This window comes from Arthrobacter sp. Y3221048 (genome assembly GCF_059092685.1).
Map to the genome: position 1 here is coordinate 799,928 of NZ_JBNHHX010000002.1, position 11,651 is coordinate 811,578.

An 11,651-nucleotide genomic window follows, 5' to 3' on the forward strand; every position below is an offset into this window, starting at 1 on the left:
GTCCGCAACGCTATCCGGCGGATCCGACAATTCCGGGGAGGCGCCGCGGGGTGTGTGCAAGCCGGCGCCTGCCGTCAGCCGGTGCAGGGCGGGCGGGACGACCAAATTACACTGGTGTAATGCGCGATGCGATAGTAGAGGCGGTCCTCGACCTCGCAGCAATCATTCCGCGGGGCCGGGTGCTGTCGTACGGCGATGTCGCCGAGCTGCTCGATGCCGGTGGCGCCCGGCTGGTCGGCAGGATCATGTCCCTGCACGGGGCCGCGGTTCCTTGGTGGCGCATCATTCGCGCCAACGGTTCACTGCCCGATGAGCTGATGGAACAGGCCGTCGCGCACTACCGCCGGGAAGGCACACCCTTGGCGGAGCCGGCGTGGCCGGCCAGGGTGCGCATGGCGCAAGCCCGCTGGGTGCCCGGGCCTGAAGAATTTGCAGCGATTGAGGAGCTCCGGCGCAAAGTGTCCGAAGCGGCTGATGGGATGGGGCCATGATCGAGACCAAGCCATCCGCCGGGTTGAAGCTCGTCCGGCCCGAAACCAGGTCCGCCGGTGCGCCGCTTCCGAGCCCGGACCAGGCGCAGGTCATCGACCTGCCCGCCGGCTGCGGCCCGGTACTGGTCCTTGGCGGCCCGGGTACAGGAAAATCGACCGCTTTGGTGGAGCACACGGTCCGTCGCGTGGAGGAAACCGGGCTGGACCCGGCGAACCTGCTGTTCCTGGCCCCGAACCGTCTGGCGGCCGCGCGCCTGCGCGACGCGCTGACCGGGCGCCTCAACCGCAGCCTGGGCACGTCCCCGACCAGGACCTGGTCGGCCTACGCCTTCGACCTGATCCGGCGGGCACGGGTGGAAGGACTGCTGCCGCTGGTGGAGCGGGCGCCCCGGCTGCTGTCCGGGCCCGAGCAGGACCAGATCATTGCCGAACTGTTGGCCGGCCATCGCGCCGGCTTCGGCCGGGGGGCCGGCTGGCCGGAAGACCTGCAGCAGGCTCTGACCACCCGCGGCTTCCGGCAGGAGGTCCGCCAGCTCTTCGACCGGCTGACCGAGTACGGCAGCACCGCGGGGCAACTGGAGCAGATGGGCGGTGAGTATGGCCGGCCGGACTGGATCGCGGCGGCCCGGCTGTATCGCGAGTACCGTGACGTGATTGACCTCCGGATGCCCGAGGCCTTCGACCCCGCCGGAATCATCACCTCGGCACGCCAGCTGCTGTTGGAGCATCCCGGCCTGCTGGACCGGGAGCGCAGCCGCCTCCGGCTGATCCTGGCGGACGACCTTCAGGAAGCCAATCCCGCTGTCTTCGAACTCCTGGCCTTGCTCGTGGAGGGACAGGATGCCGTGCTCGCAGCCTCGCCGGACACCGTCGTCCAGGGGTTCCGCGGTGCCCGTCCGGATGTCCTCGGCAAGCTGCCCGGGCTGGTTGGCACACCGGACAGGCCGCTCCAAACGCTGGTCCTGACCAGCTCGCACCGGATGGCGCCCGGCATCGCAACCGCTTGGCAGTCCGCTGCGGCCCGGATCTCCCAGGTCGCCGGGGCACACCGCGCCCGTGACCTCGTCCATCCCGGTGCGGAAGCAGAAGCGGGGGGCGGAGCCGAACCCGCCCACGACGCCGCGGACCGGAACGGCGTGGCCGCCGCCAGCGCCCACGTGGTCGCGTCGCCGATCCACGAGCACCGCTATGTCGCGCAGCGGATCCTGGAAGCCAGGTTGTTCGAGGGGTACCGGCTCAGCGAGATGGCTGTGATCGTCCGGACCGGCGGCCAGCTCTCGGCCCTCGCGCGCTACCTCACCGGCCAGGACATCGCGGTCAAGGTCCCGGTTGCCGAAACCGCGGTGCGCGACGAGGCAGCGGTCCGGCCGCTGCTGGACGCGTTGGCCGTGGCCTTGGAGCCGGAACTTCTCACCCCTGACGCTGCCGTCGCCCTCCTGACCTCCAGGATCGGCGGCGCGACGGCGATCGACCTGCGCCGCCTGCGCCAGGCACTCCGGCGCGAAGAGCTGCTCGGCGGCGGAGGCCGGTCCAGCGATTCGCTCCTCGTGGAAGCCCTCGGCGACCCCGCTTTCCTCGGCACGCTCGGAAGGGAAGGCGGATCCGCCAGAAGGATCGCGCGGATGCTCAAAGCCGGTCGGGACGCGGCGGCCGAGCCGGGCGCCAACGCCGAGACCATGCTGTGGGCACTGTGGTCCGCCGCCGGGCTCTCCGATCGCTGGGCTGCACAGGCATTGCAAGGCGGACCGGTCGGCGTGCGGGCCGACCGGGACCTCGACGCCATGATGGCGCTGTTCCAGACCGCCGAGCGGTATGTGGACCAACTGCCCGGCTCGAGCCCGCGGCAGTTTTTGGAATACCTGTTAAACCAGGAATTGCCGATGGACAACCTCGCGCCGCGGGCCCAGGTGCGCGAAGCTGTCGAACTGCTCACGCCAGCCTCGGCGGCAGGCCGGGGCTGGCCGCTGGTCATCGTTGCCGGCGTCCAGGAAGGAGTGTGGCCGAACACCAGGCTGCGTGGGGAGCTGCTGGGCAGCACGGAGTTCGTGGAGGTTTTGGAGCACGGCGTCGAGGACGCCCGGCGGATCGACGCGGTGACCAGGCTGCGGGAAATCCGGTACGACGAATTGCGCAGTTTCTCCACGGCGATCTCGCGCGCCGAACGCCGGCTGATCTGCACGGCAGTGCAGTCCGAAGACGCCCAGCCGTCCCAGTTCCTGGATCTGGTTGACCCCTGGCTCGACCCGGAAACCCCCCGGCCGGCGACCGAAGTCCTCCGGCCGCGAACCGTGCGTGCTTTGGCAGCGGAACTCCGGCAGGCTGCGCAGCAAGCCGCGACCCGTCCGGAACAGGCGTCGGATGCTGCAGCCGTGCTCGCTATGCTGGCGGCCAGCCCGGTTCCGGTCCCGGGGGCGCACCCGCGCGACTGGTGGGGCCTCCAGCCGCTGAGCAGCACGGCACCCGTCGTGCCGGACGGGGAACCCGTCCCGGTCTCTCCCTCGAAGGTAGAGGCCGTCCAGAAATCTCCGCTCGACTGGTTCATCCAAGCGGCAGGAGGCGAAGCGGCCACCGATTTCGCCCGCAGCCTGGGCACCCTGGTCCACGGAATTGCGCAGGACTTTCCCGAGGCCACGGGAACGGAATACGTTGCCGAACTGGTCCGGCGCTGGCCGCAGTTGGGGATGAAGGAGAACTGGGAGGGACGGCTGGACTTCAACCGTGCCGAAGGGATGGTTCGGAGGCTTGCCCAGTACGTCATCCAGATGCGCGCGGAGGGCCGGAGCCTGGTCGGCGTGGAACAGGACTTCTCCGTGGACCTGCAGGGCCCGGAACGCGTGGCCAGGCTTCGCGGGCAAGTGGACCGGTTGGAACTGGACGCCGAGGGGCGGCTGCATATCGTGGACCTGAAAACGGGTCGGGCTGCCCCCACCAAGGCAGAACTGGAGCGGCACCCGCAGCTGGGCAGCTACCAGGCAGCGGTCCAGGCCGGAGGATTCTCCGAGCATGCATCTAGTGCCGGCGGCGCTTCCCTGGTCCAACTGGGACAGGACCTGAAAACGGTCAAGGTCCAGCAGCAGGAGAGCCTGGCCGACGGCGACGAGTGGGCCACAGCGATGATCCATGAGGCCGCGGCGCTCATGGCGGGTTCGGAATTCGAGGCCCGGCACGATCCGCAGCGTACCGGCAACGGCGGCCACGGCTGCCGTGCTCCGGAAATTTGTCCCCTGTGCGCAGAAGGAAGGCAGGTCACCGAATGAGCATCGGAGCGGTCACCACCACCTACAGCCCGGAAGAACTTGCCGGGCTGCTGGGCCAGCATCTGCCGACAGCGGAACAGGCGGCCATCATCAGCTCTCCGCTGCAGCCGATGCTGGTCATCGCCGGCGCGGGCTCCGGCAAGACAGCGACGATGGCCGACCGCGTGGTCTGGCTCGTGGCCAATGGCCTCGTCCGCCCGGATGAAATCCTCGGTGTCACTTTTACCCGCAAGGCCGCAGGCGAGCTGGCCGCCCGGATCCGCGCGCAGTTGGCCAGGCTGGACCGCAAGGGCCTTCTGCCGCAGGAGGCCGACGACGCCGCCGGACTGATGGAACCGAAGGTCTCGACCTACCACTCCTACGCCAACGGTTTGGTCAGCGACTACGGGCTGCGCCTGGGAATCGAACGCGACGTGGTGCTGTTAGGCACCGCGCAGTCCTGGCAGCTGGCCAGCCACTGCGTGGAGGCGTACGACGGCCCCATCGAGCACCTGGCGGCCAGCAAATCGACCCTCGTCAACGCCGTGATGCAGTTCGCCGGGGAATGCTCCGAACACCTGGTCACCCCGGACCATGCAGCCGGCTATCTGGCGGAGGAGGTGGAGCGGATCGCTGCACTTCCCTATATCGAGGGCAGCACGAAGCCGGCCAAGCAGGACGTGCGGAAAATGCTGGACCGGCTGCGGACCCGGATCACCGTGGCCAACCTGGCCGCCGGCTACAACCGGGCCAAGCGGGAACGCGGTGTGCTGGATTTTGGCGATCTCGTCTCCCTCGCGGCCCGCATCGGCCGCGAAGTGCCGCAGGCCCGCCAACTGGAGCGCAGCCGATACAAAGTGGTGTTGCTGGACGAATTCCAGGACACCTCCCACGCCCAAATGGTGCTGTTCTCCGAACTGTTCGGGGACGGGCATGCCGTCACCGCGGTCGGCGACCCCAACCAGTCCATTTACGGCTTCCGCGGTGCCTCCGCCGGCCAGCTCTTCGCTTTCCGGGAGCATTTCCCCCTGGTCGACGACGACGGCCGCAGGGCCCCGGCTCCGGCCGGTTTCCTCACGGTGGCCTGGCGCAACAGCCAAAACATCCTGATGATGGCCAACCGGATTTCGGCACCGCTGAACCGGGAAGATCCGAACCGGCCGCGCCCCGGAAGGATCAGCGTTCCGCCGCTGCGCCCACGGCCGGGAGCCACGGACGGAACGGTGGCACTGGGACGCTACGCGACCGAGGCGGAGGAGACCCTCGCCCTCGCCGACGCGATCGAACGAGCGCGGATGACGGTCTTCGCCCGGGATCCGGAAACGGGCCGTGCCGAACCCGTCAGCACCGCCGTGTTGTGCCGGCGGCGGGCACAGATCCCCGGCATCGCCAAGGCACTCGACGAGCGGGGCATTCCCTACGAAATCATCGGGCTGGCCGGGCTGCTGGCGCAGCCGGAGATCGTGGACCTCGTGGCAACCCTGCGCGTCCTGGCCGATCCCGGACGCTCCGACGCGCTGATGCGGTTGCTGGCAGGGGCCCGCTGGCGGATCGGGCCGGCCGACCTGATGGCCCTCGCCGATTGGTCCCGGTTCCTGGAGAGCCGGCGCCGATCGGCAGCGGCAGGCGAGGCGGCCGACCTGGACCGGGATGAGGCAGCGGGGGAGCCCGTCGTCGAACAGGACCTGGCCGAGGCCGCGTCCCTGATCGAGGCGCTGGACCGGCTGCCCAAGCCGGGCTGGACCTCGCGCCACGGACGATCGCTGACGCCCATCGCGCTTAAGCGTCTGGAGCGCTTGGCAGAAGAGGTCCGCTACCTGCGCAGCTTCGTCGGCGATGACCTGACGCTGCTGCTGGGCGAAGTGGAACGCACCATGCTGCTGGACATCGAAGTTGCCTCCAAGCCGGGCCATAGCATCCACCAGGCGCGGCGCAACCTTGATGCGTTCCACGATGCAGCGGCCGCATTCATGCAGACATCACAGCGAGTGGACCTGCTGGCCTTTTTGGCATGGCTGGAAGCAGCTGCCACCGAGGAGGGGGGCCTGGACATGGCGCAAGTGGACGTGCGGCACGATGCCGTGCAGCTGCTGACGGTCCACGCTTCCAAGGGCCTGGAGTGGGACGCGGTCTTCGTCCCGGGACTCAACGACGGCGCCTTCCCCTCCTCCTCGGACAACCGGTGGAGCAGCGGCCACGCCGCCCTGCCCTGGCCGTTGCGCGGCGACCGGTCCGACCTTCCCCAGTGGGATACCGACCAGCCGGACCAGTTGTCCTGGCTGAACGCGGAAACAGACTACAAGTCGGAAGTCCAGGCGCACGGTGAAGACGAAGAGCGCCGGCTGGCCTACGTCGCCTACACCCGGGCCAAGCACCTGCTGGTCTGCAGTTCAGCCGGCTGGACCGGCACCAAGGTCAAGCCAACCGCGGCGTCGGCCTTTCTGACCGAACTGCACGAGATGTCACACGACGAACCCACCGCAGTGCAGGTGTGGAAATGGGTAGGGGACGAGGAACTCGGGCCGGAGAATCCGTTTCGGGCCGAAGTGGAAACAGCCTTGTGGCCCTTCGATCCGTTGGAAGGACCGCAGGTCTACCGCAGCGGTATCCCGCAGCGGCACCGTGCAGGCCGCCGGGCGGCCATGGAACAGGCCGCGCAGGCAGTGCTCGGGTCGCTGGCACAGGACCGGCAGCCGGCCGCGGACTCCGAGTGGGCACATGAAGCCAGGTTGCTCCTGGAACGGCACAATGCCGCCCCCACCGCCGGCGAGGTGGAGCTGCCGGCGCATATCTCCGCGTCGCTGCTGGTCGACTTGGCCGACGACCCGGACGAAGTCACGCGGCGCCTGCGGCGTCCGGTGCCCCGGAAACCCGGCCTGGCCGCCCGAAAGGGCACCGCCTTCCACAGCTGGATCGAGGAATACTTCGGCACGACAGGGATGTTCGATCTCGAGGACTACCCGGGGGCGGCGGACGCCTACGTCGACGAGGCCTATGAGCTGGCCGGCCTGGTGGAGACGTTCAAGGCCTCCGAATGGGCCAACCGGGTCCCGGCAGCCATTGAGGTGCCGGTCGAGACCCGCGTCGGCGGCGTCGTAGTGCGTGGACGCATCGACGCAGTGTTCCGCGACGCCGACGGCAGCTGGGACCTGATCGACTGGAAGACCGGTACGGCGCCGACGGGCAGGCAAATGTCGGTGAAATCGGTGCAGTTGGCCGTCTACCGGCTGGCGTGGGCGCGCCTGCACGGCATCAACCTGGACCGGGTTAAGGCTGCCTTTTACTACGTTGGGCAGGACAAACTGGTGCGCCCGCACGATCTGGCCGGCGAAGCGGAACTGGAATCGGCGGTGTTGCGGGCCTACGCCTAGGGCCGGCCACGGGAAGGCCGCGCGGCAGCAGCGTCAGCGCTGCTGGTTGATGATCGGAATCGCGCTGGTGTCCGCGGACGCAGGGTCGGCTTCCTTGGCCGGCCGGGCCTCGTCCCCGGCGGCCGAAGTGCCTTCAGCGCTGCTGTCCTCCGGCGGCGCAGGCTCCGCGGCGTCCTGCCTGGCTGTGGGGGATGCCGCAGATGCGGGATCGCCGGCCGGACCCTCAACCGGGAGCAGCGTGACCTTGGGAGCGGGCTCCGCGGCACGGTTCCGGCCCTCGGAACCCGCGGCCGGTTCCCGGGCCGGAGCCGCAGGCGCAGCCGCAGACACCGTGGGGGGAGCGGCAGGCGGCGGGGGAGCGGTCACACTGATGGGCTGGCCGCCGTGTTCGGCGACATCGGATTCGAGCTCGTTCAGCATGTCGACTGCTTCGTCAACCATGGTCTGGTCGCCGGCTGCCAGTCCGCGGACCAGCCATTGGGCGAGCGCGAATTCGGCGGACAGCGCTGCCCGGCGCATCAGGTGGGGATCGACCGGGTCCTTGCGGTATTTCCGGTAGGACTCCAGCACGACGTCGGCGAATGACTGTTCGTGCACGGCCACCAGCCACGCAAAGTCGTCGGCCGGGTCGCCAATGCGCAGGTCGGTCCAACCGGTCACGGAGCTGACGCTGCCGTCATTGACCAGCAGGTTGTCTTCGTGCAGGTCGCCGTGAACCACGCACGGGTTGAACTTCCAGAGGGCCACGTCCTCCAGGGCGTGCTCCCAGCGGCGCAGCAGGGCCGGCGGTATCTTGCCGGTGGTGGCAGCCTGGTCCAGTTCGTTGAGCTTGCGCTGGCGGAACTGGTCGGCGGTGTAGCTGGGCAGGTCCGCGGCATCGACCATGCGCTGGGGTAGGTCGTGGATGCCGGCCGTTGCCCGTCCGATGGATACCGGGACGGCGGCGCCGGCGGCGACCAGCGCTTCCAGCGCCAGCATGTTCCCCGGCACGTGGTTGTAAACGAAGGTGCGCAGCTCGGACTGCTGGACGGTCCCGGCGACCGTGGGCACCTGGAAAGGCAGCTCCGCGCGGATGGCAGGCGAGAAGGCCCGGAGCACCAGCAGTTCCGTTTCCAGCCGCATGCTGGCCTCGGCGTGTTTCGGGGAACGCACGCGCCACCGCTTGCCGGCCGCATCGGTGAGTACGGCGGACTGGAAATCCGCCGCATCGTCTGGCAAACCGGCAACGCCCGTGGGCGTCAACCCGGGTACGGCCGCGCTGGCTATCGCCGCCAGCTCCAGGGGTGTCTTTCTCACGTAGTCCACCGTACGTGCAACCGGTACCGGCAGCCCGGCCACGGCCGCGGCGAGTCGCCGGAAGGGTGACGCAGGCCGCACCGGCAGGCACCGCCGTCGCGCAGTCCACAGCGGCGGCGGCGCGAATAACAGTCCGGGCGCTGTGGTGAGTACGGTAGAGAGCATGAGTCTTAGCACCGCCGCTGCAGGGTTCCCGCCGCTGGGCCAGCTGATGTTGGCGCGCACCACCATGGACCGCGGCTGTGAGCGACGCAGCCATCCCGGCCTGGTGGACGGCATCTGGGACAGGGACACCACCCACGTGATGCTCATTTCCGACGGCAAGACGCTGGTACGCGGCGGAAGGATCGTGTTGCTTCCGAGCAGTGAACGGACCGCAACAACGTTGTCCGTCTACCTCGGACGGGCCGTGGAAGGCGCGGATGTGCCCGTCGGGACGGACATTGTCCTGTCCGTGTTGGCGGAGGGTGCAGAAGCGGCCGGCTACGACGGCGAGTGGCTGGGCCTGCGCGATGTGGCGGGGGAGCTCTCTGCGCAGGACGCGGGGCTGTTTGTGGAGGCCGCGGCGATTTCCAATTGGCACCTGACCCACACCCATTGCCCGCGCTGCGGCCACCGCACGGAGATCGAGCAGGGCGGTTGGGTGCGCCGCTGTCCCGCCGACGGAAGCGAGCACTTCCCACGCACGGATCCCGCGGTCATCGTTTCGGTCGTCGACGAGGACGACCGCCTGCTGCTCGGCCGCAACAGCGCATGGCCGGCCAGCCGCTATTCGACCCTGGCCGGCTTCGTCGAGCCGGGGGAGTCGCTCGAGGCCGCGGTGATGCGGGAGATCGAGGAGGAGTCCGGCGTCGTGGTGCACTCGCCCCGATATCTCGGTTCCCAGCCGTGGCCGTTCCCCGCATCGCTGATGATCGGCTTCACGGCCGTAGCGACCGACGCGGCGTCGGTGCCCGATGGCGTGGAGATCCTGGACACACGCTGGTTCAGCCGGAAGGAACTGGCCGCGGCGCTGAGGGCCGACGAGGTCCAGGTGGCCAGCGGCATTTCGATTGCGCGGGCGATGATCGAGCACTGGTACGGCGGCGAGCTGCCGCAGGCCGGACGATGAGCGCCGCCGCCGCCGGGCCCCTCCCGGACAGCAGCCTCGAAGACCAGATCCTGGCCGGGCTGGACGACGAACAGCGGCAGGTGGCCACCAGCCTGGCCGGACCGCTGTGTGTCCTCGCCGGAGCGGGCACCGGCAAGACCCGCGCGATCACCCATCGGATCGCCTACGGCGTCCACACCGGGGTGTATACGCCGCAGCGGGTGCTGGCCGTGACGTTCACCGCGCGCGCAGCCGCCGAAATGCGGACGCGGCTGCGCGACCTTGGTGTCGGCGGAGTGCAGGCGCGCACGTTCCACGCCGCGGCGTTGCGCCAGCTGCAGTTCTTCTGGCCGCAGGCGGTCGGCGGTCCGTTGCCCGGCCTGCTGGACCACAAGGCAAGCGTGATCGCCGAATCTGCCCGGCGCCTGCGGCTGACCACCGACCGTGCCGCCATCCGCGACCTGGCGGCCGAGATCGAGTGGGCCAAGGTTTCCATGCTCACGCCCGACAGCTATGTCCGCCGGGCGGCCGGCCGTGCCGCACCGGCAGGCTACGACCTGACGACGGTGGCGCGGCTGTACCAGGCGTACGAGGACGTGAAGACGGACCGGAACATCATCGACTTCGAGGACGTCCTGCTCATCACCGTGGGGATCCTCGAGGAAGACTCGAAGGTGGCGGCCGCCGTACGGGACCAGTACCGGCACTTCGTGGTGGACGAATACCAGGACGTCTCGCCGCTCCAGCAGCGGCTTTTGGACCTCTGGCTGGGGGACCGCGAAGAACTCTGCGTGGTCGGGGACGCCAGCCAGACCATCTACTCCTTCACGGGAGCGACCTCCCGCCACCTGCTCGAGTTCACCAAACGCTTCCCCGGAGCCGACGTCGTGAAACTCGTCCGGGACTACCGCTCCTCGCCGCAGGTCGTGCAGCTGGCCAACTCGCTGCTGGCCGCCCGCACCCGGCAGCCGTCGCGGGGCACGGACAGCTGGCCGACGCCGCTGGAGCTCATCGCCCAGCGTCCGGCCGGGCCCGAGCCCTCGTTCACGGAATGTGCCGACGACGAGGCGGAGGCGTCGCAGGTGGCCACCCGCATCCGCGGACTGCTGGACGACGGCGTGGCCGCTGCCCAGATAGCGGTGCTGTTCCGCACCAACGGCCAGTCCCAGGCCTACGAACAGGCGCTGGCCAGCGCCGGTATCGGCTATCAGCTGCGCGGCGGAGAGCGGTTCTTCCAGCGGCGGGAGGTCCGCGACGCGATCCTTCAGCTGCGGGCCTCGTCCCGTGCGGCCGGAACTGAGCCCGTGCCCCAACTGGTCCGGGACGTCCTGGCGAACCTGGGCTACACCCGGGAGGCTCCGCAGACCGGCGGAGCTGTCCGGGAACGCTGGGAATCGCTGGCCGCGCTGGTGGGACTGGCCGATGAGCTGGACACCGCCCGCGGTTCCGCAGCGGGCGGTGTGTTCACCATGCTCGACTTCGTGGCGGAGCTCGACGAACGGGCGGCCTCGCAGCATGCTCCCACGGTGCAAGGTGTCACCCTCGCCTCGCTGCACTCGGCGAAGGGCCTGGAATGGGACGCAGTCTTCCTGGTCGGTTTGAGCGAGGGGCTGATGCCGATCTCCTTCGCCGACACTGACGAGGCCGTGGACGAGGAACGCCGGCTGCTCTATGTGGGTATTACCCGTGCCCGCCAGCACCTGGCCCTGTCCTGCTCGCTGGCCCGGACCCCGGGGGGCCGCGCCAACCGCAAACCGTCGCGGTTCCTGGACGGGCTGCGGCCGGCCTCTTCCTCCTCGGTCCGCGGCGCGTCGGGCCAGCGCCCGGCTCGGCGCAAGCAGGCCGCGCCGGCGGTTTGCCGCGTCTGCGGCAGCCTGCTCGGCAGCGGGGCGGAACGCAAGGTCGGCCGGTGCAACAGTTGTCCTCCCACCTACGAGGAGTCGACGTTTGAGGCGCTGCGCGAATGGCGCAAGGACACGGCCAGCGAAGCCTCGATGCCCGCCTTCGTGATCTTCACCGACGCCACCCTGGTGGCCATCGCCGAAGCCCGGCCGCAGTCATTGCAGGAGCTGTCCAGGCTGGCCGGAGTGGGGCCGTCCAAGCTGGAGCGCTACGGCGAGGATGTGCTGCGCGTCCTGGCGGCGAACTGAGCCTGCAGGCGCCCGCG

Annotated in this window: 6 protein-coding genes; 5 read left to right on the plus strand and 1 reads right to left on the minus strand. The window is 69.5% G+C overall.

Annotation, left to right across the window (positions count from 1 at the left end; genetic code table 11):
* The first annotated feature begins 119 nt into the window (after positions 1–119).
* From AC5RVS_RS08480 to AC5RVS_RS08490, 3 genes are read left to right on the plus strand one after another with little or no spacing between them, the layout of a single operon-like run.
* Complete coding sequence (locus tag AC5RVS_RS08480; protein ID WP_493989111.1) at positions 120–491, plus strand: MGMT family protein; 372 nt, start codon at positions 120–122, stop codon at positions 489–491.
* The gene (locus tag AC5RVS_RS08485) at positions 488–3,748 is read left to right on the plus strand and encodes an ATP-dependent helicase (RefSeq protein ID WP_494107791.1); all 3,261 of its coding nucleotides are present in this window, start codon (positions 488–490) and stop codon (positions 3,746–3,748) included. The genes AC5RVS_RS08480 and AC5RVS_RS08485 overlap by 4 nt, the downstream gene beginning before the upstream one ends.
* Positions 3,745–7,098, plus strand: a complete 3,354-nt coding sequence (locus tag AC5RVS_RS08490; RefSeq protein ID WP_494107792.1) for an ATP-dependent helicase — start codon at positions 3,745–3,747, stop codon at positions 7,096–7,098. Before AC5RVS_RS08485 ends, AC5RVS_RS08490 begins: the two co-directional genes overlap by 4 nt.
* Before the next feature lie 33 nt (positions 7,099–7,131).
* Here the strand turns inward: AC5RVS_RS08490 and AC5RVS_RS08495 are convergent, their stop codons facing one another.
* Positions 7,132–8,394: a macrolide 2'-phosphotransferase gene (locus AC5RVS_RS08495; RefSeq protein WP_494107793.1), complete on the minus strand. Its 1,263-nt coding sequence runs from the start codon at positions 8,392–8,394 to the stop codon at positions 7,132–7,134.
* A gap of 163 nt (positions 8,395–8,557) precedes the next feature.
* Between AC5RVS_RS08495 and nudC the strand changes: the two genes are divergently transcribed.
* Positions 8,558–9,505, plus strand: coding sequence for an NAD(+) diphosphatase (gene nudC, locus AC5RVS_RS08500; protein WP_494107794.1), 948 nt, complete (start codon positions 8,558–8,560; stop codon positions 9,503–9,505).
* Positions 9,502–11,634, plus strand: a complete 2,133-nt coding sequence (locus AC5RVS_RS08505) for an ATP-dependent DNA helicase UvrD2 (RefSeq protein WP_494107795.1) — start codon at positions 9,502–9,504, stop codon at positions 11,632–11,634. Before nudC ends, AC5RVS_RS08505 begins: the two co-directional genes overlap by 4 nt.
* Positions 11,635–11,651 lie beyond the last annotated feature (17 nt).

Coding starts and splice junctions, on each gene's coding strand:
- AC5RVS_RS08505 (WP_494107795.1), top strand. CDS start 9,502: ATGAGCGCCGCCGCCGCCGGGCCCCTCCCGGACAGCAGCCTCGAAGAC.
- nudC (WP_494107794.1), top strand. CDS start 8,558: ATGAGTCTTAGCACCGCCGCTGCAGGGTTCCCGCCGCTGGGCCAGCTG.
- AC5RVS_RS08490 (WP_494107792.1), top strand. CDS start 3,745: ATGAGCATCGGAGCGGTCACCACCACCTACAGCCCGGAAGAACTTGCC.
- AC5RVS_RS08480 (WP_493989111.1), top strand. CDS start 120: ATGCGCGATGCGATAGTAGAGGCGGTCCTCGACCTCGCAGCAATCATT.
- AC5RVS_RS08485 (WP_494107791.1), top strand. CDS start 488: ATGATCGAGACCAAGCCATCCGCCGGGTTGAAGCTCGTCCGGCCCGAA.